This window comes from Bdellovibrio sp. CKG001, from assembly GCF_055397465.1.
Window position 1 is genome coordinate 3,248,060 of the sequence record NZ_AP029173.1, and the last position, 21,665, is coordinate 3,269,724.

General features: G+C 50.1%; 19 protein-coding genes. 11 read left to right on the top strand and 8 right to left on the bottom strand.

Annotated elements, in window-relative coordinates; translation table 11 throughout:
* The 6 genes from ACZ50P_RS15270 to hemH are packed head-to-tail and all read left to right on the top strand — an operon-like array spanning nt 1 to nt 6,138.
* The gene (locus ACZ50P_RS15270) at nt 1-876 is read left to right on the top strand and encodes a sensor histidine kinase (RefSeq protein WP_464132137.1); all 876 of its coding nucleotides are present in this window, start codon (nt 1-3) and stop codon (nt 874-876) included.
* The gene (locus tag ACZ50P_RS15275) at nt 873-1,547 is read left to right on the top strand and encodes a response regulator transcription factor (RefSeq protein WP_464118597.1); all 675 of its coding nucleotides are present in this window, start codon (nt 873-875) and stop codon (nt 1,545-1,547) included. Before ACZ50P_RS15270 ends, ACZ50P_RS15275 begins: the two co-directional genes overlap by 4 nt.
* Nucleotides 1,544-2,563: a uroporphyrinogen decarboxylase family protein gene (locus ACZ50P_RS15280; protein ID WP_464132139.1), complete on the top strand. Its 1,020-nt coding sequence runs from the start codon at nt 1,544-1,546 to the stop codon at nt 2,561-2,563. The genes ACZ50P_RS15275 and ACZ50P_RS15280 overlap by 4 nt, the downstream gene beginning before the upstream one ends.
* Entirely contained in the window at nt 2,560-3,909 is a 1,350-nt protein-coding gene (hemN, locus tag ACZ50P_RS15285; protein ID WP_464132140.1) for an oxygen-independent coproporphyrinogen III oxidase, read from the top strand. Before ACZ50P_RS15280 ends, hemN begins: the two co-directional genes overlap by 4 nt.
* Nucleotides 3,906-5,123, top strand: a complete 1,218-nt coding sequence (locus tag ACZ50P_RS15290) for a protoporphyrinogen/coproporphyrinogen oxidase (RefSeq protein WP_464132142.1) — start codon at nt 3,906-3,908, stop codon at nt 5,121-5,123. Before hemN ends, ACZ50P_RS15290 begins: the two co-directional genes overlap by 4 nt.
* Nucleotides 5,116-6,138: a ferrochelatase gene (gene hemH, locus ACZ50P_RS15295; protein WP_464132144.1), complete on the top strand. Its 1,023-nt coding sequence runs from the start codon at nt 5,116-5,118 to the stop codon at nt 6,136-6,138. The genes ACZ50P_RS15290 and hemH overlap by 8 nt, the downstream gene beginning before the upstream one ends.
* Here the strand turns inward: hemH and ACZ50P_RS15300 are convergent.
* The gene (locus ACZ50P_RS15300) at nt 6,135-6,815 is read right to left on the bottom strand and encodes an LrgB family protein (protein ID WP_464118602.1); all 681 of its coding nucleotides are present in this window, start codon (nt 6,813-6,815) and stop codon (nt 6,135-6,137) included. The genes hemH and ACZ50P_RS15300 overlap by 4 nt on opposite strands.
* Nucleotides 6,812-7,168, bottom strand: coding sequence for a CidA/LrgA family protein (locus ACZ50P_RS15305; RefSeq protein WP_464132145.1), 357 nt, complete (start codon nt 7,166-7,168; stop codon nt 6,812-6,814). The genes ACZ50P_RS15300 and ACZ50P_RS15305 overlap by 4 nt, the downstream gene beginning before the upstream one ends.
* 107 nt (nt 7,169-7,275) lie before the next feature.
* Between ACZ50P_RS15305 and ACZ50P_RS15310 the strand changes: the two genes are divergently transcribed.
* The 3 genes from ACZ50P_RS15310 to ACZ50P_RS15320 all read left to right on the top strand — a co-directional run bounded on the left by ACZ50P_RS15310 (nt 7,276) and on the right by ACZ50P_RS15320 (nt 10,319).
* Nucleotides 7,276-8,190, top strand: a complete 915-nt coding sequence (locus ACZ50P_RS15310) for a hypothetical protein (protein ID WP_464132147.1) — start codon at nt 7,276-7,278, stop codon at nt 8,188-8,190.
* A gap of 137 nt (nt 8,191-8,327) precedes the next feature.
* Nucleotides 8,328-9,635 (top strand): D-alanyl-D-alanine carboxypeptidase, encoded by a 1,308-nt coding sequence (locus tag ACZ50P_RS15315; protein ID WP_464118605.1) that lies wholly within the window; start codon nt 8,328-8,330, stop codon nt 9,633-9,635.
* Between the two features lie 12 nt (nt 9,636-9,647).
* Nucleotides 9,648-10,319 (top strand): ankyrin repeat domain-containing protein, encoded by a 672-nt coding sequence (locus ACZ50P_RS15320; RefSeq protein ID WP_464118606.1) that lies wholly within the window; start codon nt 9,648-9,650, stop codon nt 10,317-10,319.
* Between the two features lie 77 nt (nt 10,320-10,396).
* Here the strand turns inward: ACZ50P_RS15320 and ACZ50P_RS15325 are convergent, their stop codons facing one another.
* Both ACZ50P_RS15325 and ACZ50P_RS15330 read right to left on the bottom strand, forming a co-directional pair.
* Nucleotides 10,397-12,043 (bottom strand): DEAD/DEAH box helicase, encoded by a 1,647-nt coding sequence (locus tag ACZ50P_RS15325; RefSeq protein ID WP_464132148.1) that lies wholly within the window; start codon nt 12,041-12,043, stop codon nt 10,397-10,399.
* Nucleotides 12,044-12,108: 65 nt separating this feature from the next.
* Nucleotides 12,109-12,924 carry an alpha/beta fold hydrolase gene (locus tag ACZ50P_RS15330; RefSeq protein ID WP_464132150.1) on the bottom strand — a complete coding sequence of 272 codons (816 nt, stop codon included), beginning with the start codon at nt 12,922-12,924 and terminating at the stop codon, nt 12,109-12,111.
* Between the two features lie 152 nt (nt 12,925-13,076).
* On the opposite strand from ACZ50P_RS15330, the gene ACZ50P_RS15335 reads away from it, so the two are divergent.
* Together ACZ50P_RS15335 and ACZ50P_RS15340 are read left to right on the top strand one after the other, a co-directional pair.
* Nucleotides 13,077-14,282, top strand: a complete 1,206-nt coding sequence (locus tag ACZ50P_RS15335; protein ID WP_464132151.1) for a CCA tRNA nucleotidyltransferase — start codon at nt 13,077-13,079, stop codon at nt 14,280-14,282.
* Between the two features lie 147 nt (nt 14,283-14,429).
* On the top strand, nt 14,430-15,191 hold the full coding sequence (locus ACZ50P_RS15340; protein WP_464118610.1) for a cyclic nucleotide-binding domain-containing protein: 762 nt from the start codon (nt 14,430-14,432) through the stop codon (nt 15,189-15,191).
* A 31-nt stretch (nt 15,192-15,222) separates the two neighbouring features.
* Here the strand turns inward: ACZ50P_RS15340 and ACZ50P_RS15345 are convergent, their stop codons facing one another.
* The 4 genes from ACZ50P_RS15345 to ACZ50P_RS15360 form a co-directional block, all read right to left on the bottom strand.
* Nucleotides 15,223-17,250: a prolyl oligopeptidase family serine peptidase gene (locus tag ACZ50P_RS15345; protein WP_464132152.1), complete on the bottom strand. Its 2,028-nt coding sequence runs from the start codon at nt 17,248-17,250 to the stop codon at nt 15,223-15,225.
* Nucleotides 17,251-17,444: 194 nt separating this feature from the next.
* Nucleotides 17,445-18,506 carry a protein-glutamate methylesterase/protein-glutamine glutaminase gene (locus tag ACZ50P_RS15350; protein WP_464118612.1) on the bottom strand — a complete coding sequence of 354 codons (1,062 nt, stop codon included), beginning with the start codon at nt 18,504-18,506 and terminating at the stop codon, nt 17,445-17,447.
* 14 nt (nt 18,507-18,520) lie between these two features.
* Nucleotides 18,521-19,393, bottom strand: coding sequence for a CheR family methyltransferase (locus tag ACZ50P_RS15355; RefSeq protein ID WP_464132154.1), 873 nt, complete (start codon nt 19,391-19,393; stop codon nt 18,521-18,523).
* Nucleotides 19,390-21,429: a chemotaxis protein CheA gene (locus ACZ50P_RS15360; protein WP_464132155.1), complete on the bottom strand. Its 2,040-nt coding sequence runs from the start codon at nt 21,427-21,429 to the stop codon at nt 19,390-19,392. The genes ACZ50P_RS15355 and ACZ50P_RS15360 overlap by 4 nt, the downstream gene beginning before the upstream one ends.
* Nucleotides 21,430-21,665 lie beyond the last annotated feature (236 nt).

Sequence of the window (21,665 nt, forward strand, 5' to 3'; positions counted from 1 at the left end):
ATGACCAAATCCTTCATCAAACCCCATATCAAGACGGCATTGGCGATCCTCTGGTTCGCCTTTACGTTCTCGCTGGTGGGATGGTGGTGGATTTACTTCCTGATCAAGCTCAGTCCGGAAAATGCATCCCTGGAAGAGATGAAGTTTTCCCATCGCATGTTTGCGTGGGAGGGCTCCATCCTTTTGGCAGCAATCTTGTTTGGCGGCATTGCGCTGGTGATCTTCACGTACCGTGATCAAAAGCGCCACCAGCGTCTGCGTTTCTTCTTTTCGACCTTCAGTCATGACATCAAGACCTCCATCGCCCGTCTGCGCCTGCAGGCCGAAGTTTTGGAAGAGGATCTGAACACCACTTCCCATCCCGTCATGAAACGCCTGATTCAGGATATCCAGCGCCTGGATTTGCAGCTTGAAAATTCCTTGTTGCTGGCGAATCTGGAAGCCGGAACTCTTTTAAAAGAGCAGGTTTCCTTGAGTGAACTTCTTTCCAGTCTGCGCAGTGAGTTTTCTGAACTTACTGTGGAGCTTGAGCGTGAAGCCAAAATCCTTGGCGATCGCCGTGCCCTGCTGAGTGTCTTGCGCAATCTGCTGCAAAACTCAGTTTTGCATGGAAAAGCCACTACGGTAAAAATCAAAGTCCGTCCGCATGGCGAAGGTCGTATTGAGCTGACCTTGCAGGACAACGGCCTGGGCTTTAAGGGCATTCTAAAAAAACTCGGTTCTGAAATTCTGATGTCGCAGGATGTTCGCAGCAACGGTATCGGATTGCTTTTGACCAAACGCCTTCTGGAAAAGATGAAGGGCGATATCTGGTTTGAGTCCAAGGAAAATGAAGGCTTTATATCTCACATCGAACTGCAAGGAACTTTGCCATGAGAAAAATTCTTCTGGTCGAGGACGATATTTCCCTGGGTGAAACTCTGAACGAACGCCTGAAGCGCGACTATGATGTCGCCTGGGCCAAAAATCTTTCAGAGGCCTGGTCTTTGTTCTCAAAGACCAAGGATTTTGATCTGGCGATTCTGGATGTGGGACTGCCTGATGGCAGCGGCTTTGAACTGGCGGCAAAGATCCGCCAGACTTCTCCGATTCTGTTCCTGTTTTTGACGGCTCAAGCCGATGCGGAATCCCGTCTGAAGGGGTTTGAGCTGGGCGCGGAAGAATACATTCCCAAGCCGTTCCATTTGAAAGAACTTCTGATCCGCGTGAAACACGTTCTGGATGCCCATGCGCCGACGCGTGAACTGCAGCTTGAGACCTGCACCGTGAACTTCACGCAGATGTCGGTCACAAAAAAAACCGGACAGATCGAATATCCGCCGGTGACGGATCTGAAGATTCTGCAGCTTTTGATTGAAAAATCACCCCGCGTGCTAAGCCGGGATGAAATTATGAATGAAATCTGGGGCGTTGATAAAAACCCCAGCCATAGAACTATCGACAACATTATTGTGCGCTTGCGCCAGCTTCTGGGCGACGACGGAGAAAAACACATCCGTTCAGTTCGCGGGGTTGGCTATCAGTGGTCCACAGAGGAGGCAACATGAATCCATTATTCCAAAACGCTCTTAAGAGAACTCCTCAGGCGGTGCCACCTATCTGGTTTATGCGTCAGGCCGGTCGTTATCACAAACACTATCAAGGCATGCGCGCGAATCATTCTTTTGATGAACTTTGCAAAAAGCCCGAGTTGGCAGCGGAAGTCGCTCGTGGTCCGGTGGCAGAGTTTGACTTTGACGTGTCCATCCTGTTCAGCGACATCCTGTTCCCTTTGGAAGCTTTGGGCATGGGTCTGGAGTACACGGATCACGGTCCGCAACTGGGCTTTAAATTGAACCCGGAAACCCTGGGTCAGCTTGGCGGCGTGGAAGAAGCCGTCAAGTTCATGCACTTCCAAAAGGAAGCCGTTCAGGCAACCCGCGCGGTTCTGCCTTCCAACAAAAGTCTGATCGGCTTTGTCGGCGGCCCTTGGACACTGTTCGTTTATGCGGTGGAAGGTTCTCACGCTGGCTCGTTGATTCAGTCTAAAAAACTGGCTCCGATGTTCCCGCAGTTCCTTGAAAAGATGTATCCATTGCTTAAAGAAAATATCCGTCTGCAACTGGAAGGCGGCGTGGAGATCGTGATGATCTTTGACACTGCCGCTGGCGAAGTGTCGCCTCTGTTCTTTAAGGAATGGATCCAACCGGTTCTGACTCGTCTGTCGCAGGACTACCCGGGCAAAATCGGTTACTATTCCAAAGGCACCCAGGCCGTGTTCTTTGACGAAGCCTTCCGCGCGCTTCCTTGGGCGGGGCAGGGCTTTGATCACCGCTGTTATATCCCTGAATGCTTCAACATCCAGAATAAGGGTTTTGTGCAAGGAAACTTCGATCAAAGCCTGTTGTTCATGGAAGAAAGCGATTTCAAAAAAGCCGTTCAGACCTTCTTGAAACCAATGAAAGACATGAGCATTGAACAACGCGCAGGCTGGGTTTGCGGCCTAGGCCACGGGGTCTTGCCAAAGACCCCGGAAAAGCACGTAAAGCTGCTCGTAGATACTGTTCGTGAGGTGTTGTCATGATGAAAGATCTTTTAGCAAAATATGATGTTCCGGCTCCCCGTTACACTTCCTACCCGACAGTGCCTTACTGGGAAACCAACCCCACCACCGACCAATGGGTGCAGCATCTGCGCGCGACCTTGAAGGAAGGCACTGGCGGCTGGTCGTTGTATCTGCACATCCCGTTCTGTGAAAGTCTTTGCACTTTCTGCGGATGCAACAACATCATCACCAAAGACCACAAACGCGAAACACCTTATGTGGATATGGTGCTGAAAGAATGGCAGCTTTACCTGGATCGTGTTCCCGAGCTTCTGGAAAAGCCGCTAAAGCACATTCACTTGGGCGGCGGAACGCCGACTTTCCTTTCTGCAGAAGCCTTGACCCAGTTACTTAAGCCCATCTTGTCCCGCGTGAAAATCGACACAAAGGATTTTGAAGGCTCTATCGAAGTGGATCCCCGTCGAACCAATGTTGAGCAGCTTAAAGCACTGCGTGAGCTGGGCTTTAACCGTGTCAGCATGGGTGTTCAGGATTTCCACCCCGAAGTTCAGCGCCTGGTGAATCGTATTCAACCCCTGGAAATCACTCAGAAGCTGACTCAGGAAGCCCGCGATATGGGCTACACTTCCGTGAACTTTGACTTGATCTATGGACTGGCAAAACAAACTCCAGAATCCATCACAGAAACAGCCAAGGCAACCGTGGCACTAAGACCAGATCGTATTGCCTTGTACAGCTTTGCGCTTGTACCGTGGATCAAGCCCGCACAGCGTCTGTTCAAGGACGAAGATCTGCCAAAGTCTGCTGAAAAGCGTGAGCTTTATGAGATCGCCCGCGGCATTCTGCTGGACGGCGGATATGTTGAAGTCGGCATGGATCACTTTGCTCTTCCAACCGACAATCTTTGCATCGCCATGAATGAAAAGCGTTTGCATCGAAACTTTATGGGTTACACGGATCAACGCACCGACGTTCTTTTGGGCATGGGTGTTTCCTCTATTTCTGAAACACCTTACAGCTTCCATCAAAATGAAAAAGTTCTGCCACTGTATGAAGCCGCTCTGAATGAAGGACGCCTGCCGACCCTGCGTGGTCATATCCTGACTGACGAAGACAAGGTCCGCCGCGAGCAAATCCTTCAGCTGATGACAAACTTTGAGGTGTCATTCATCAATGAAGAACAAGAGGCCAAGTCCAAAGAATTCCTTGCTGAAATGATCAAGGATGCCCTGGTCGAGGTCAAAGATCACAAACTGTTGGTTAAAGAGGAGGGTCGCCCCTTCCTGCGTAACGCTTGTGTCTTTTTTGATGAGCGCTTGAAAAACAAACAACCTCAAACGAAGATCTTCTCTCAATCCATATGAAAACAGTGCACGTGATCGGCGCGGGCTTTGCGGGACTGACGGTTTCGCTAAGACTCGCCCAAAAAGGCTTTCAAGTTGAACTCTATGAAACCGCCCATCGGGTCGGTGGCCTTTTGGGCACCGATCAAACGGAGTACGGTATCGCTGAACGCGCTGCCAATGCGCTGATCCGCACCGAAAAATCAGAGGCGCTGTTTAAAGAACTGGGAGTTCCGGTCAGCCTGCCCTTGGAGTCTTCTAAAAAAAGATTCTTGTTCCGTGGCTCACCGAAAACATGGCCTTTAAGTTTGTTTGAAACCCTTGCGACTCTGGCCCGGGTTCTGCCACAGGTTTTTCTGCGGGGAAAAAAAGGCTTTAAGCCGCAGGCCGGGGAAACCCTGCAAACCTGGGGCGAGCGTCACCTGGGGAAAGCCCCCACACGATTTATTCTGGGACCGGCCATGCAGGGCATCTATGGCAATGAAATCACCGATCTCAGCGCCAGTCTGATTCTGGGGCCGATTTTCTCCCGAACCAAAAAAGGAAAATACCAAGGTCTTCTGACAGGCCCGGGAGGCATGCAGGATTTGGTGAATCATCTGGAGCAGCGCCTTCGTAAATTGGGCGTGAACATCCACCTGAATACAAACATCAAACTGGAAAACCTGCAGGGCCCTGTTGTGGTGGCCACTTCCGCCAAAGCCGCTGCCGAACTGACCAAGGTTCGTTACCCCAGTGTGGCTCAGGTTCTTTCGCGCATACAGATGTCGTCATTGATGAGTGTGACTTTGTTCTTCGCAAAGGCCCAGGACAAGTTCAAAGGATTTGGCTGCCTGATCCCACGTGGTTTTGATCTGAAAGCTCTGGGAGTTCTGATGAATTCCTATATCTTTAAGGACCGCGACAAAACTTACAATGAAACCTGGATCCTGGGCGGCGCCAAAGAAGAAAAGCTTTTGGATCTGAACGATGCGGATCTGCTTAAGCTGATCGCGGAAGAGCGCTTCCGTATTCTGGGACAAAAAGACAGTCTGCTGGATTATCGCATCAACCGCTGGAAGAATGCCCTTCCCTATTACAATATGCAGCTGGAAGAATCCCTGGCAGATCTTGATCAAGTGGAGCTGCCAAAGGATCTTCACCTGCATGGCAATTATCTAAGTGGCATCGGATTAAGTAAAATTTTAGAACGCAGTGACCTCATTGCAGAAAAAATTGCGAGTCAACATGAGTAAAAAAGGTCTTTTGCTAATTAATATCGGAAGCCCTCGCTCTTACGAAGTCGAGGATGTGAAGAAATACCTGACAGCCTTTTTGATGGATAAGGAGGTGATCAATCTTCCCTTCCTGCTGCGCTGGCCTTTGGTAAACCTGCTGATCGTGCCTCGCCGAGCCCCCTTTTCAGCCGAAAACTACAAAAAAGTCTGGATGGACGAAGGCTCCCCAATTGCCGTTTACACGCGTCGTTTTGCCAATGATCTGAAAAAACATCTGGGCGATGACTATGTCGTTAAAATCGGTCTGCGTTACAGTGAACCTTCCGTGGAAACAGCTTTACAGGAACTGGTGGATGCCAAAGTTGATGAAATCATCGTGGCTCCGATGTTCCCGCAGTACGCGGAAGCCACCAATGGAAGCTCCTTCAATCTTGTCGATGAGCTGGTCAAATCTCAGGGAATTAAGATCCCTCTGCGCCGACTGCCGGCCTTCTTCGACCAGCCCGCCTTTATCGAGCCCTCTGTCGAAATTGCGCGCGAGTCCTTACAGGACAAGGAAGTCGATCACTATCTGTTTTCCTTCCATGGTCTGCCGGAAAGTCACATTCGCAGAATTGAAGGCTGCCTGATCTCCGAGGACTGCTGCTTTGAGAAGAATGCCTGCGCTAAAAACTGTTATCGGGCGCAGTGTTTTGCCTCAGCCACCAAGATCGCAGAATCCCTGAATCTGCAACCAAGTCACTGGAGCGTTTCCTTCCAATCACGTTTGGGACGAGCCGAGTGGCTGAAGCCTGCAACGGATCACAGTCTGGAAGTCCTGGCGAAAACAGGTAAGAAGAATATCGCAGTGATCTGTCCATCCTTTGTCGCCGATTGTATCGAGACATTGGAAGAAATCGGCATGGGAGGCCAAGAGACCTTCCACGAGTTCGGCGGTGAAAATTACTATCTGGTTCCTTGTGTGAATGAAAATCCACAATGGGTTCAAGGCTTCGCCAAGCTGATTCAGAACCTGCCGACAAAGTCCGTCTAAGGAATGAAAGATAAAAGCAGTGGCACCAGAATGGCCGTCATCAGGCCATTCAATGCCATGGCAAGACCGGCAAAAGCCCCCGCCATTTCGCTGATCTGAAAAGCACGCACAGTTCCCAGACCGTGGGCGGCCAGGCCCATGGCAAATCCTTTCACCACCGGATCCTGCACCCGCACCAGCTTCATGACGGTCGTTGCGATGATAGCTCCGGCAATCCCGGTGATCATGACAAACACGGTGGCCAGCGAAGGGGCGCCTCCGATCTTTTCAGCAATACCCATGGCAATCGGAGTCGTCACGGACTTCGGAGTCAGCGCCAGCAATACTTCATGCGGAAGCCCAAACAGCGCACCGAAAAAGACCGCACTTAAAATACCCACTGTCGAACCGATCACCAAAGCCACCATCAAAGGGGCCAGTACTTTTTTTAGCTTTTCCAGCTGATTGTATAGCGGCAACGCCAAGGCCACGGTCGCCGGTCCCAACATAAAATGAATCGGTCGTACTGCCTGGAAATAGTCTTTGTAGGGAATTTTACTGACAAGCAGAACCAGCACCACCGCGAGCATGGTCAGCACGGGTGGACTTAGCAACGGATGATCTTTCCCCCAACTGCTCAGACGACGGGCGACCAGATAAAAACCCAAGGTCACAATCAGTGCCAGAAGCTCAATCATGCTGGGCCCCCTTTGGATCCAACCTTCATCAACTGGTGAAAGATCATAGCTGTCACTCCCAAAGTGATCACCGTGCTTAACAGAACCGTCACCACCATGCCCACACCATAGCGCCCGAAAAGATCAAAGTAATCTATGACACCGACCCCGGCTGGAACAAAAAACAACGCCAAGTGTGCCGTGATAGAACGACTGAGAGACTCCACCTTGTCCTTCAGTGACGGTTTCAGCACCAGAGCGACAAAAAAGAACACCATCCCCAAAACCGGCCCGGGAACAAAAAGATTCAGGAAGTGCACAACGGCTTCACCTAAAAGCTGGAAGGAAAGCAGGATCAATAAAGCTAAAATCATGATCTTCGCACTATACCACTATCTCATTTTGAGACAACTGCCGAGGTCGTATCCGGGTCTGCGATTTGCAGTCACTTAAAACAGATTCAAAGAGAGTGAGCTTATCTATGATTAAGATTGGAAGATTCCTGGCATTTGCGGCCGTGAGCCTGACCTTCGCCTCCCACGCCCTGGCGCTTTCGGCGGAAGCACTTTTGGCCCGCGACCTGCGTGCTGCCAAGATTCAGTTCGGACAAGAACAGCGCCTGTATCATTACTTTGATATCTACCGTGAAGAGGACAGCTCCACTCAGGCCTTAATGACCTCTCCCGAGGGACGACGAAAGATTATGCTAGACCGCATTTCATATGCGACCTCAAAGTTCTGGGCTCCGGCCTCCGCTGCCAAAGGGCTTTTTGCTGGGGAAGGGCTTTATCTTGCCATTGATCCCAGTGTTTCTGAAAGTTACGGAAAAATGCTGATCGAATTTAAGGTCAAACCTTCGACCTTCTATATTAACCTGGCTCGCGGAGTATATCTTCAGTCGGACACCGTAAAAGCCATTTACGCCGAACACCACCTGACAGCTGATCCAGGTTTTGAAATCCCCGATTCCATGCGTATCTCGGAGATGACCCTGAACACGATTCTGCGCCCGGAAAATGCACGCTTCCGCTCTTTGTTACAAAGAGCCTTGAAGGCCGAAAACATTATGATGGCCGAATATCTCTGGCGCTCTGACTTGGATGTCATCTGCGGGGAAGAGTCTCTGCAAACAGCCTTCGTCTATATTGGAACGGACTCCACTCTTCCCGAGTTCAGCTCCGTTGAAATGGCTGACGTCAAGCAGGCGTATCCTTCCCTTAACCTGACCAGGTCGGAACAGATTGCCTCGATTGAAGCCCAAAAACTGATAACCCTGATCCGGGTGAATCAGGATGCGGGATCTCATCTGGAAAAGGTTCAAAATGCCCTTTCCATATATAAGTCAGAGCAAAGCCTGCATAAGACTCTGGGCACCCTGCACGGGTGTTCCCCTTAGCTCCCCCAAGGTGCCGACAAATTGGGGCACCTTCGTCAACGGGATGGACATCTTCGTTGATTCTGAGGTGGCTGAGGAGGATCTCATGTTGGTACGGATTGTGAAATAACCGGATTGTCTCAAAGGAGAGGTTGTTGATGTTTACAGGTCTAACCAAAAAAATACTGCACGTTTCTGTTGGTACGCTCCTGATTAGTTCCGCGGCATCTGCCAAGGTCTATCTGAATTCTATGTGCCACATGGCTGCGAATTCAACTCAAGGTGCTGTTCAAGGTGACAAGAACAAGGATGATAAGTTCCCACTGGCGTCGATTTCAAAAGTCGTAACCGCACTTTGGGCCATTGATCGTCTTGGGCCTGACTACCGCTATACAACCAAACTCCACATCACCCCGACAGCCAATGGTTCAGTGGACATTCATATTGAAGGCAGCCGCGACCCTATGTTCGGTCGCAATCTTAGCTACTTCCTGATTTCAGAGCTCAACCGCATGAAAATCAAAAAAGTGGAGAAGATGACGTTCGATGAAAACTTCCTTCTGACCTGGAAGGCCGAGGAAAAACCTTTGGTGGCCGGCACGACTCCTAAATACGAAACGGTGGAACAACAAGCCTCTGTCGTGCGCAGTACGATCATCAATGCTTTGGGCACGGCTGTGCAACCTTTGATGTACCAGTCGCTTAAATCCAAAGCGGCCCGTATCGGCGTTAAAATGGAATCGTTGCCAAGCCTCAGTATTCGCAACGTCGCTTATGTTCCAAAAGCAACATTCAAAAAAGATGCGCAAACAAAAACAGTTCTTTTGAGATCGGCACCTCTTCGTTCCATTCTAAAAAGAATGAACAATCAGTCCAATAACTATATCGCAGACACCCTGTTCTGGAATCTGGGTGGCACTGATAAATTTGAACAGTATGTAAAGACAACTTTGGCAGCCAGCGATGAAGACATCGTCTTCTACAATGGTTCCGGAAACAACGAAGGTTCCGTTGCCAGACCAATTTACAACGAAGCCACTTGTGAAATGATGGTGAAGGTTCTTTATCGTCTTGATAAAAAACTGGCTGAAAAAGGATATGATTTAAGTGATGTGATGGCTGTTGCCGGGAAAGATCGTGATTCCACAGTTAAGAACTACAGCGGCGTCATGTCAGCCTCCACGATTGCAAAGACAGGCAGCGTGAACAAAGCCAAGACTCTGGCTGGCAGTATTTCCACTAAAAATGGTGAGATTTATTTTGCGGTTCTTATGCATACCGATCAGGACAAAAATCGTTCTGACTGGGGTGTTGCCAGCCAGCAGATCAAAAACAAAGTGGCTCAGCTGATCAACACCAACGGTGGCCCGAAAAGAATCAGCTACACCGAGCAGTTGCCTCTGCCATTTGATGCTAAATCTTATCTCGTAGCCGCAGCTGCGCCAGCTGTGGTTGCGAAAAAATAGAGAAGGTGATTTATGAGCAAGAAATCCATGGTCCTGGCTGCGCTGATCTTCTTCTTCGCCGGACTTCTTCACGGAACAGCCTTTGCCGGAACCGGCAAGGCTTCCGCGGCTCTGAACGAGGCTGCTGAGCAAGGTGATCTTGCCAAAGTGAAGTCCTTGCTGACGAAAAATAAAATCGATCTTAACGCCCAGGACAGCACCGGCATGACACCTTTGATGATGGCATCCATGGGCGGGAACCTGGATATCGTAAAGTTTCTTCTTTCTAAGAAAGTGAAACTGGAACTAAAAAACAACGGTGGTGAAACAGCTCTGGCTTTTGCTGTCACCAATGACAACTATGAAGTGGCTCAGGCCCTGATCGCCGCTGGTGCCAACGTGGATATTACCGTCGCCGGTGACGAGCAGGACACTTTATTCATGAGAGCCGCCGCCAACGACAAGAAGACGGCAGAAATCATTCTGAAAAAGAACAAGGCTCTGATCAACAAAACCAATAAACTGGGTGAGACAGCTTTGTTCTCGGTAGCCCGCTATGGAACACCTGAAGACATTCAGTTCTTGATCAAACACGGTGCGAACCTGAAGCTGAAAAACTCCAAAGGTCAGACTGCATTGGATGTGGCAAAAGAAGCCAGCAATGCGGACACGACGGCTCTTTTAGCCAAAAAAATTAAGAAGTAAAAATTAGAGTCATTGAAAATAAAAAAGCCTGCATCCATTCGGAGCAGGCTTTTTCTTTTTTCAATCCCCGGAAAGGATTAAGAGAACAGACGCTTGAAGAATCCTGCGACCTTTTGGCCGATGGATTTCTGCGCCGCCACTGGAACTCTTTTCTTGGCAGAAGCTCCCTGACGTTGTTGCGGTTGACCGTGCGGCTTGCGAGCCTGCTGTTCTTGTCTTGGTTTCTGCTCACCACGTTTTTGGTCGTGTTGACGTTTTGGTCCGCCTTCATGCTGTCTTTTCGGACGGTTGTCCTGACGGCCTGGTTGACCTTGGCCTTGACCACCGGCCTGCGCAGACTTCTGCTGACCTTCTGGACGTGGACCACGCTCTGGACGAGGTCCGCGATCACCGCGTTCACGGCGAGGGCCACGGTCGCCTTCACGGCGCGGGCCTCTGTCACCACCACGGCCGCCTTCACGAGGCGCACGTGCACGATCCAAAGACTTTGGATAATGACCTTCGAAGTGGGAAGACATCGGTTTGAATTCTTTGACCAGCTGGTCATTTTCCAGATAGCCCACTTCGATTTTGTGTTTCAAATAGTCTTCGATACGAGCCAAAGATTCGATATCTTTGTCACCCACCAAAGAAAACGCCTGGCCCGTTGTACCCGCACGACCAGTACGGCCAATACGGTGAACATAGGATTCAGAGTCCATCGGAAGCTCGAAGTTCACAACCATGTCCACACCCTTGATGTCCAGACCGCGAGCCGCAACGTCTGTAGCAACAAGAATGTTCATGTCGTTTTCAGCCTTGAATTGTTCAATCACGCGGTTGCGCTGAGCTTGAGTCAAAAGGCTGGAAATCGCCATCGCCGGAATTCCGTTTTCAGTCAGGAACTTCGCAATTCTTTCCACGCTCATTTTAAAGTTCGTGAAGATGATGGCTTGTTTGGGATTATGCACTTTCAGCAAAGACAAAAGGTGCTGAGGCTTTTCATCGCTTCCCACGTGGAAAATCTGGTCTTTCACGTTTTCTGCTTTGGCCTGGTCACGACTGATGTTGATTTCAACCGGCTCGGAACCGAACTGGTAAATCGTGTTCAAAACATCAAAGTTCAAAGTCGCACTGAACACCAGCAACTGACGTTCACGAGGAACACGTTGCAGGATGTATTTCATGTCGTCCTTGAAACCCATGTCGAACATACGGTCGGCTTCGTCGAAAACAATCGCACGAACTTGTTTCAAATCAACAAGGTGCTCTTTGTACAGGTCAATCAAGCGGCCTGGGGTTGCCACGATAAACTCAACACCGTTTTTAAGCGCCTCTTTTTGTTTGTCGTAACCCGTTCCACCGTAAATCGCAAAACCGCGAAGGCCTGAATCCACACTCAACTTGTTAATGTTGTCCTGAACCTGCTCGGCCAGCTCACGTGTCGGCACCAGAATCAGAATAAAATTCTGAGGTTTCCAATCCGCGAAAGCGCGTTTTTCAATCACGGCTTTTTGTTCTTCAGAAACTTCACCCTGAGCCGGGCGAGCGCGCAAAATACGCTCCATCAAAGGAATCAGGAAGGCTGCCGTTTTTCCGGTGCCTGTTTGCGCAAGACCAGCAACGTCTTTGCCATCAAGAACAGGAGGCATGGCCTGTTCCTGGATTGGGGTGCAATCATCGTAGCCAATTTTTTGGATTGCAGATACTAATAGGGAATCTAAATTCAATTCTGAGAATTTCAACTTTCATTACTCCGGTCTGAAGCTTCCAAGCTACTTAGCAGGAAGCTAAAAGTCAAAGCAGGGGCTTAAAAGCCGCCCACAAACATTTTCAAGGCTTCTGTAAAAGCCTGAGGTTGATCTGAGTGGACCCAATGTCCAGCTCCGGGGATTACGACGCCCTTCATCATAGGATTGCTAGCCAGCATCTTGTCGTAATTTTCCTGCGATAGTTCCTTGGAGTTGGCTCCTCGCACCAGCAGGGTCGGCATTTTCAGGGACTTCACCTCATCCCATCTCTCGCCCGTTCTTCCCAATCGAACGGATTCAATAATGCCCTTTTTCGAAAAGCGCCAATCCACAGTGCCATTGGGCTGCTCGGTCATATTCGAATAGAAATAATTGGCCATGACCTGGATGTTCTCGCGGGTCTTTGCGGTTTTCACAAAGTCCTCAAAGAAATAGCGTTTGGCCTCTTCTCGGGTGGCAAACGGCGTCGGCACCAAATTCAATAAATATTCGTAATACTCGTGAGCCTGGGGGTTGGCTTCTGGTCCAATGTCCTCAATCACCAACTGGGACACATATTCCGGGAACCGTGAGGCAAAGTTCAAAACATTGCGCCCTCCCATGGAATGGCCGACCAAAACGAACTGATCCCACCCCAACTCGTCCACAATCATTTTGAGGTCATCGGCATAATCTTCCGGGCTGTAACCTTCTGCCGGTTGGAAAGACCGGCCATGGCCCCGTTGATCGAACGCCAGACAACGCTCGGTCGCCTCCAGCCCCTGAATGATCTTGCGCCAGTTCTGCCCATAGCCCATAAGGCCGTGAACGAAAACCCATTTGCGCCCGTCTTCGGGGCCATAGACATGATGGTAGAAATTATTGAGGTAAGACATAACTTTTTATACTCCTCCGAACCCGCGCCGTCATGTTGATTTATTCAAAAGACCCTCAATTATTTCAAGGACTTAAGATCAAAGACTTGTCCTGCGGGTCTTTTATTATTCACGTTTGAATTTTGATGCGAAGGGATGTAGATTCACCCTCAATGACTGCCCAACAAAAACCCCAGCTCCACGAGGACTGGATCGACTCCTACGCATTAAGAATTGTTCGGAACCTTCAAGACGCCGGTTTTGAAACCTACCTTGTCGGTGGTTGCGTTCGAGATTTGCTTGTAGGGATTCATCCTAAAGATTTTGATATTGCCACCAGTGCCCACCCCAATCAGGTGCGCAAAAAAGTTCCCAATGCTTACGTGATTGGCCGCCGCTTCAAGCTGGTGCTTGTCAAACGCGGTGATCAACAGTTCGAGGTCGCGACCTTCCGTCGCAATGTGACCCAGGAAGAACTGGCTGAGCAAGGTGATGACAGTGTTGAAGGTGACAACTATTTCGGAACGGTTCAGGAAGATGCGGTTCGCCGCGACTTTACCTGCAATGCGGTCTTCTATGATCCAGGCGCTCACAAGCTGATCGATTATTGCGGCGGTATTCAGGATATCGAAAATCGTGTCTTGCGCATGATCGGCGATCCTAAAGAGCGCTTCATCGAAGATCCAATTCGCATTCTGCGCGCCATTCGCCTGTCGCACAAACTGCATTTTTCCATTGAATCCAGCATGCGTGCAGCGATTGCGGAATGCAGTGGCGAACTGAAAAAATCCGTTCTTCCGCGCCGTCGTGAAGAATGGCTGAAGTTCATGCGCCTGAAAGAGCCGCACCTGGCCTTCATGGAGCTGTTTGATCTGCATATTCTGGAACAGATCCTGCCGGGCTTGCAGTCTGTGTTTGTAAACCCCGCGAAGATGGAAACCTTTGAATTGCATATGGCTCGCATGAATACCGCCGGCATTGATAAGAATGATCCGACGGAGCTGTTTGCCGCCTTTATGATGGGCTTTATGAAAGCTCAGTATGGCGAAGATCCGTGGAATCACGATGAACTGGCCAACGATGCCAAGCTTGCCTACTTCATGCGAGAGGAAATGGGCATCTTCAAACAGGAAGCCGCTGTGTTCTTTAAAGCCTTGCACGTCATGCAGGGCCTTCACCGTATCGAGCAGTACAGCCGCAAAGGCGAACGCCGTCAGGCGGCTTTCGTGATGAACGAAGCCTTCCCACTGGCGATGAAGCTGGCGATCATGGATTTCTCGTTGTCACCGGCGCAGATGTTGTTCTGGAATCAGCAGCTTGAGAAGTTTTCCCGTTCCGGCGCCTTTGCCCGGGCCAAGCACGAAGAAACCCACCACTAAGTTCCCTCAGCGTCTCAATTCAAGTCATTTCAAATTGAATTGAGACCAACTTATTGAAGCTCCCCTGTGAAAAGCAGATAATAAAGGCAGTGTCACCCAGCGTGGACTGCCTGAAAGATCCACGTAAAACGATGGAAGGTTTTACCCATGGGACGGAACGACCAAAAGAAGAACACTTTCCTTATTGTCAGCGGCGATAAAACGCGCATCCATAAATGCACCGAAAGCCTGCAACGGAATTTTGAAAACTGCTCGGTCTTTCATGGGGCGGAATGGTTTGAAGCCAAATACAAGCTCGACAACGTTCACCCCAAAGCGGTTCTGGTGGATGAGTATCTTCCCAAAGGGTCAGGCTTTGACATTGTTTCCAAAATTCTGAAAGAGAAAAACAACGACGACATCGCCATCATCATCATGTCTTACGTCGCGGATCACGATATTTTCAAAAACGAAGTGGCTTCGGGTCGTGTGCAGTTCCTGACGGAACCGGACCGGGAAAAAGCGCTGGTGGACTGTGTTGCAAAGATCATCTCGCCCAAGACAGACACCAATCAACCGCAGTATGAACTGAAACAGCTACAGCCCGGTGATGTTCTCTTCAAAGAAGGTGACATCACGGAAGTGGCTTACATCGTAAAAAAAGGCAGCCTGCGCGCCTACTCTGAGGGAAGCGATGGCGACAAGGTGATGTTGGGGGAAATCATGCCTGGCGAGTTCGTCGGCGAAATGGGCCATTTCAATCACGAACCCCGTTCCGCCACCGTCGAAGCTATCACAGAGGTGGAGTTGATTGCCATCCCCAATGGCTCTTTGGACAACGTGATCTTCGCGCGTCCTTCGTGGGCCAAGGCATTGGTGAAAACACTATCCCAGCGCCTTAAAAAGGCCAACAAAGCCCTCACAGGCTAAAACGCCGGCCAAGCGGGCTGCAAGGCAGCCCTTATTTTAGCTTCTCCCACAGATAGCTGTATTCCAGCGTGTTCCACAGGATGGCCTGTTCGATGTTGGCGCTGCCCGCGTGACCACCTTCCATGTTTTCATAATAGTAAACCGGATGTCCCTGTTCTTTCATACGTGCCACCATCTTGCGTGCATGCCCCGGATGAACACGATCGTCCTTGGTGCTGGTCATGATCAGCACTTCTGGATACTTGGCATCCTTCTGCACGCGCTGGTAAGGCGAGTACTTCAAGATCGCTTCGCGCATTTTGGGTTCTTCCGGGTTTCCGTATTCATCCATCCAGCTCGCGCCCGCCAGCAGTTTGTGATAGCGAAGCATGTCCAACAACGGCACACCCACGATTACGGCATTGAACAGATCCGGACGTGTTGTGAAAGTCGCCCCTGTCAAAAGCCCCCCGTTGGAACGACCCGAGATCCCCAGGTGCTGTGGGGACGTAATTCCACGACGGATCAGATCTTCAGCAATGGCAATGTTGTCCTGATAAACTTTGTAGCGGTTTTCCTTCAGCACTGCCTGATGCCAGGCGGGGCCAAACTCTCCGCCGCCGCGCAGATTGCTCAGCACATAAACGCCACCTTTTTCCACCCACACTTTGCCAACAAAGTTCAGATACGAAGGCTGCATCGGTGACTGGAACCCGCCGTATCCATAAAGGAGTGTCGGATTTTTCCCGTTCAGCTTCAGATCCTTCTTGCAAACCACAAAGTACGGAATCTTTGTTCCGTCCGCACTGACGGCTTCAAAGCGCTCGGTCTTCATCCCTTCGCTATTAAAGCGCTCAGGGGATTTTTTCAAAAGCTCCAGGTGATTCCCTTTATCAGAAGCATTTCCGATATAAGTGGAAGTCGGCGTCAGAAAATCCACATACTGCGCAAGATAGGTGTCACTTTCCTCTTCTGTAGAGGTGACGTAGGCCATGCCGTTTTCACCCAGCTTCACGGGTTCGGTGGTCCAGGTATCCTGCGAGGTGAACGTCACTTTTTCAATGCGTGACAGAACATTATCAGTTACATGCAAAAGGATATGATTCTTCGTGGGATTTAGCCCCTGAATGAATCTTTTTTCTGTCGGCACAAATAAGGCCTTCAAAGACTTCTGCGCAGCCTCGCCTTTTGTAATTTCACTCAAGGGCATAAACACGATACTGCCAGTTTTGAAAGAGCCCAGATCGGACTTCAGTTCAAAGAACAGCTTGCCTTCAAAAACACCCCAGAATTCGGAATCTTCAGGCATCGGCAGGCGAATTTTGTTGCCACTTTTGTCTTCATACCAGTTGGCGCTGCTGTAAAAGCCTTTGCGGATGCTGTGGAAAACATAACGTTTGTCATTTTCATCCATGATGTAGCTATAAGCGGACATGTCTGTCGGGGCTGCTTCCTGAACCACCGTTGCTTCGGACAGCGGTGTGCCACGCTTCCATAGCTTCACAATACGGGGATAGCCTGAATCGGTCAAAGAGCCCGGGCCAAAATCAGTTCCGACAAAGACAGTGTTTTCATCCTTCCAGGACATATTGGTTTTGGCTTCCGGTAAGTTGAAACCATCTTTGACGAACTGTCGTGTGTTCATGTCAAACTCACGCACAACCGTCGCATCTTTTCCACCACGGGACAGGTACACCAGCGCACGATCATGTTTCGGCCCCAGAGTGCTGGCGCCCTTCCACACCCAGTTCTCCTTTTCCTTTTTCGCAAGTGCATCAATGTCCAGAATCACATCCCATTTGGGTTCCGCCGTTTTGTAGCTGCTCAAAGTGGTTTTGCGCCACAGGCCGCGCACATGCTTGTCATCCTGCCAGAAGTTGTAAAGCTCGCCCTTTTTCAGACTGACACCGGGAATGCGGTCTTTAGCCAGCAGAATCCTACGAACACCCTGCTCCACTTCTTTGTAGGTCGAGGTGCCCTGAAAGTGCTCCAGCGTGCGTTTGTTTTCTGCCTTGGCAAACTCCAAAGCTTTCGGACCTTCCACTTCTTCAAGCCAGATATAGGGATCATTCAGATTCATAGCCTCAACCTCATTTCTTACCACAGACGATTTGCAACCAATGAACAACAAAGACGACAAAAGTAACACTAAAGATTTCTGGGACACCGACGGGCTCCTTGCGATCCGGACATTTTAGAAAGCAGATCCTAGAAAGGGCAATAAAAAACCCCCGCAAAAGATGCAGGGGTCTTATCTGAAAATTTGTGGATTGTTTAAGCTGCGTTACGAGCTTGCAGTTGATTCAGCAGATCGTTGGCGATGCGATCCAGTGGCAGCACTTTGTCCGCCGCCCCTAAAGCCACCGCTGCGGCAGGCATCCCGTATACCACACAGGTCTCTTCGTTCTGAGCCACGGTGTATGCACCGGCGTTCTTCATTTCCAACAGACCTTCCGCGCCATCCTTACCCATACCGGTCAGAACCACACCCATCGCATTCTTACCAACGAACTTCGCCACGGATTTCATCAGATAGTCCGCCGCCGGGCGCACACTGTGCAATGCCGGCCCCTGGTGAAGTTTCACATAGTAGAACGCACCACTTCGCGTGATTTCCATATGATAGTTGCCCGGGGCAATCAACACACGACCGGGAACAACCTGATCCCCTTCTTCAGCCTCTTTGACTTCGAAAGGGAACATCTTATTCAGATTTTCAGCAAAGGACTTGGTAAAACCCGGCGGCATATGCTGCACCACCAAAGTTCCCGGGATATCCGCCGGCATTCCGCTCAAAAAGACTTTCAAAGCTTCGGTTCCACCGGTCGAAGAGGCCACGGCCAACAATTGGTGCGTCGTGCGCGCCAACGAAGTCACAGGCTTTTTGACCGCTGCAGCCCCTGTAGGCACCACAACTTTTACCGGATTGATGCGGGCTTTTGAAACGGCTTTAACTTTTTCAATAATAGATTGGGACAAAGACTCCAGACTTTGACTGACGTCGATGGAAGGCTTTTCCATGATTTCAATCGCCCCAGCCTCCAACGCCCGCAGATAGGTTTCAGAGCCTGTTTTCGCCAAACTGGAAAAGATAATCGTTCTTGTCGGAAAGTGCTGCATGACTTTTTCCAGGAAGCTGATGCCATCCATACGGGGCATTTCCACGTCCAAAGTCATTACATCCGGCTTCAGAGCCACCAGCTTATCGCGAGCGATATACGGGTCTGAGGCCGTCCCCACCACTTCGATGTCCGGACAGGTGGAGAAAATTTTCTCCAGCAACTTACGAATCACCGCCGAATCATCCACAATCAAAACACGAATTTTTTGAGCCATAGGGGCCTCTATTTTTAAAGTTTTTGATAAACCGCGCGCGACATGGGCTTCAAACCAGGATGCTTCACATTGCCTGATTCAGAGTGCCCCAGGATCAAGTAACCACCCGGTGCCAGACAGGACACCAGATTGTCGATGACTCTTTTGGTGGTCGGCTCATCAAAGTAAATCAGTACATTTCGACAGAAGATCACATGGAACTTATGCTGAAACTCGTACTTGGGATTCATCAAATTAAACGGAGCAAAGCGAATCATGTCGTGAATCTGATCCTTGGCTCTCCAGTATTCATCCCCGTTAGCCTTGACCTTTTCAAAGTAACGAGCACGCTGCGCAGGGGGAAGCCCCTGCATTTCGCGATCTTCATAGGTGCCCGTCGAGGCTTTTTTCAGAACCTGCAAATCAATATCTGTCGCCAGCACCCGGGGTTTCGTGGACGGTGGCATCTCTGCAGCCGCCTCATTCAAAGTCATCGCAATGGTGTAAGGCTCCTGCCCTGTGCTGGCCGCAGCACACCACAGGCGCAAATCGGACCCAAACTTCTTCGCCAGATCCGGCAGAACACTTTTAAGAAAATCAAAATGATTGGACTCTCGATAGAACGACGTCATATTGGTCGTCAGTGCCGAGATAAATTCTGACGTCACGTCAGAACCGCCCCGTTCCAGCATGGACCAGTACTCTTCATAGCTTTTCAGGGAATGACGACGCAGCAACTTCACAATACGATTGCGAATCAGAGCATGATTCTTCGGCGTCAATGGAAGATCCACCCCTGCCAGACTGTACATGCGCTCTGCGAACTTCAAAAACATCTTATCTGAAAGCTTGATCTCTTCAAAATCATACAGAGATCCTACAATTTCGTTCTTCTTAACAGCCGTCATGCTGCGATCTCCCGACCTTTGGACACATTACTCACCAACGCACCAGGTTCCAAAATCAGAACCGTCTTACCGTCACCCAGAATTGCAGCACCCGCAACCTCCGGAATATCCTGACCGGTGGTGATTGGTTTCACAACCACCTGCGCCTGCCCCAGGACATCGTCCACCGGGAATGCCATCTGGCCTGTCATGGATTCGATAATCACCAACATGGTTTCTTCACGGCGCGCACTTAAAGAGTTCTCGCGACGTTGCGCCAACTGCGCATCTTTCTTGTTCAGGGCCCAGTTAATAGAACCCAATGTTTTTGTCACATCAATCACCGGCAGCAGATGTCCGCGGATGCTGGCCACTTTGCCTGCGCCTGAAACATGCGTGTAGTCCTTTGGCAGAACACGCACAATTTCGCGAATCGAATGAATCGGAAGAATGTAGCGAGCCCCATCCAAAGCCACGATGATGCCATCCGTGATTGCCGTGCTCAGTGGAATGGTCAGACGGAAAGTTGTGCCCTGACCTGCTTTGGAATAGATGTTGATTTTACCATTGATTTTATCAAGATTCGATTTCACCACATCCAGACCGACACCACGACCGGACAGATCCGAGATCTTATCCGCCGTAGAGAATCCCGGATAGAAGATGTATTGGAAAACCTGTTCATCCGGGATAGACGCCGGATCCACACCTGCCGGTACAAAGCCTTTTTCAATAGCTTTCCCTAAAACCTTTTCGCGGTTGATACCACCACCGTCATCAGAAATATCAATAATGACATTACCACCTGATTGTTTGGCAGAAACCACCACTTTGGCAGTTGCGGGTTTGCCACGCTCCTGGCGAATTTCTTTTTTCTCCACACCGTGGTCCATCGAGTTGCGCACAAGATGAACCAAAGGGTCCCCCAAAAGCTCAAACACGGTTCTTTCAACCTCGGTTTCTTCACCAATCAGTTGCAAATCAACCGGCTTGTCCAGAGTCAAAGACACGTCACGAACGATACGTTGAATTTTGATAAACATGGACTTCAGCGGCGTCATGCGGATGCTCAGAGTTTTCTCATAAAGCTCGCGCACAGCCTTGTCCAACTGATCCACGATGGCTTCCAGGCGCAGATTCACTCCACTGCGAACTGTTTCGTCATGCACCAATTGATTTTTCAGAACAACCAACTCACCCACAGCATCCAAAACAGAGTCGACACGGCCGGTATCCACCTTGATGGTGCTGTTCAGGTTTTTGCCGCCTTTATTGCTGCCGCCGCCACTGTTACCCGCTGAGGCGCTGGCCGCTGGGGCTGGGGTCGCTGGAGCAGATGGAACAACCTTTAAGGCTGGAGCTGGCTTTTCAACAACAACAGGCTCCGGAGTCGCAACAGCCGCCACCGGAGACGGCTTTGGCACTGCCTCATCGGCCGCTCGTTTCGCGGCCTCTTCTTTGGCGTGGAACTCGGCCTGATCTTCGGGTGACAATTGTGCCAGAAGTTCGGCTAAAAGATCGTGATTGGTCACATCGTCTTCGACGACGGGAGCCACAGCTTCTGCTGCCGGTGCCTGCGCAAAGAAATCATCAGGCGCTTCAATCTTGGGTTCATCAGCAGAAGGCGCTGCAACCTGAGAGTGCTTCGAAGTTTTACCCGAAAGCTGTTCAGTCAAGGTGATCAGCTCAGTCGTCAAAGCCGAAGGGTCCCAGGGATTATTCTGTCCCTGCTGCAAAGCTCCCACTCGATTTTTTAACTCATCACCGGATTGCAGAAGCAAAGAAATCACATTCGAGTTCACCAGTTCCGGACGGGAACGCAGCAGATCCAAAAGATCTTCCATCACGTGGGCGAACTTACAAAGATCCGCAAGACCGACCGCTGCGGCTCCTCCTTTTACCGAGTGCGCGACACGAAAAATATCTGTCAGGTCTTTGGCTGGATCGACACTGTTTTCCAGTCTCATCATGTACTCTTCGTACTGCTCCAACATAAAAGCGGATTCATTCAGGAAATCCATCTGTAGTTCTTCAAAAAAGGCATTATCACCGCTCATGGTCGCTCCAAATAAGGTAAGAAAATCACAAACCTCTATCGGAGACTCCGCAGGTCTTCTATTTACAACCTTGGTCCAGAATGAGACTGGTTCCACCCAAGGTATAAAGGTTGTCACGTTTGACAGGACTATTGACCCAGGATGAGGCAGTCCAGAACCGAGAATATTATTTTTTAACCCCCCTCGAGAAATCCTCTTAAGTCGTTCGCCCTTTTTCGCGATGAGATCAGGGTCAA

What these genes read in the sequence shown, in the direction of transcription:
- ACZ50P_RS15330 (WP_464132150.1), bottom strand. Translation starts at nt 12,924, where the DNA reads ATGTCTTACCTCAATAATTTCTACCATCATGTCTATGGCCCCGAAGAC.
- ACZ50P_RS15320 (WP_464118606.1), top strand. Translation starts at nt 9,648, where the DNA reads ATGAGCAAGAAATCCATGGTCCTGGCTGCGCTGATCTTCTTCTTCGCC.
- ACZ50P_RS15290 (WP_464132142.1), top strand. Translation starts at nt 3,906, where the DNA reads ATGAAAACAGTGCACGTGATCGGCGCGGGCTTTGCGGGACTGACGGTT.
- ACZ50P_RS15350 (WP_464118612.1), bottom strand. Translation starts at nt 18,506, where the DNA reads ATGGCTCAAAAAATTCGTGTTTTGATTGTGGATGATTCGGCGGTGATT.
- ACZ50P_RS15305 (WP_464132145.1), bottom strand. Translation starts at nt 7,168, where the DNA reads ATGATTTTAGCTTTATTGATCCTGCTTTCCTTCCAGCTTTTAGGTGAA.
- ACZ50P_RS15310 (WP_464132147.1), top strand. Translation starts at nt 7,276, where the DNA reads ATGATTAAGATTGGAAGATTCCTGGCATTTGCGGCCGTGAGCCTGACC.
- ACZ50P_RS15340 (WP_464118610.1), top strand. Translation starts at nt 14,430, where the DNA reads ATGGGACGGAACGACCAAAAGAAGAACACTTTCCTTATTGTCAGCGGC.
- ACZ50P_RS15335 (WP_464132151.1), top strand. Translation starts at nt 13,077, where the DNA reads ATGACTGCCCAACAAAAACCCCAGCTCCACGAGGACTGGATCGACTCC.
- ACZ50P_RS15275 (WP_464118597.1), top strand. Translation starts at nt 873, where the DNA reads ATGAGAAAAATTCTTCTGGTCGAGGACGATATTTCCCTGGGTGAAACT.
- hemH (WP_464132144.1), top strand. Translation starts at nt 5,116, where the DNA reads ATGAGTAAAAAAGGTCTTTTGCTAATTAATATCGGAAGCCCTCGCTCT.
- ACZ50P_RS15355 (WP_464132154.1), bottom strand. Translation starts at nt 19,393, where the DNA reads ATGACGGCTGTTAAGAAGAACGAAATTGTAGGATCTCTGTATGATTTT.
- ACZ50P_RS15315 (WP_464118605.1), top strand. Translation starts at nt 8,328, where the DNA reads ATGTTTACAGGTCTAACCAAAAAAATACTGCACGTTTCTGTTGGTACG.
- ACZ50P_RS15360 (WP_464132155.1), bottom strand. Translation starts at nt 21,429, where the DNA reads ATGAGCGGTGATAATGCCTTTTTTGAAGAACTACAGATGGATTTCCTG.
- ACZ50P_RS15280 (WP_464132139.1), top strand. Translation starts at nt 1,544, where the DNA reads ATGAATCCATTATTCCAAAACGCTCTTAAGAGAACTCCTCAGGCGGTG.
- ACZ50P_RS15270 (WP_464132137.1), top strand. Translation starts at nt 1, where the DNA reads ATGACCAAATCCTTCATCAAACCCCATATCAAGACGGCATTGGCGATC.
- ACZ50P_RS15300 (WP_464118602.1), bottom strand. Translation starts at nt 6,815, where the DNA reads ATGATTGAGCTTCTGGCACTGATTGTGACCTTGGGTTTTTATCTGGTC.
- ACZ50P_RS15345 (WP_464132152.1), bottom strand. Translation starts at nt 17,250, where the DNA reads ATGAATCTGAATGATCCCTATATCTGGCTTGAAGAAGTGGAAGGTCCG.
- hemN (WP_464132140.1), top strand. Translation starts at nt 2,560, where the DNA reads ATGATGAAAGATCTTTTAGCAAAATATGATGTTCCGGCTCCCCGTTAC.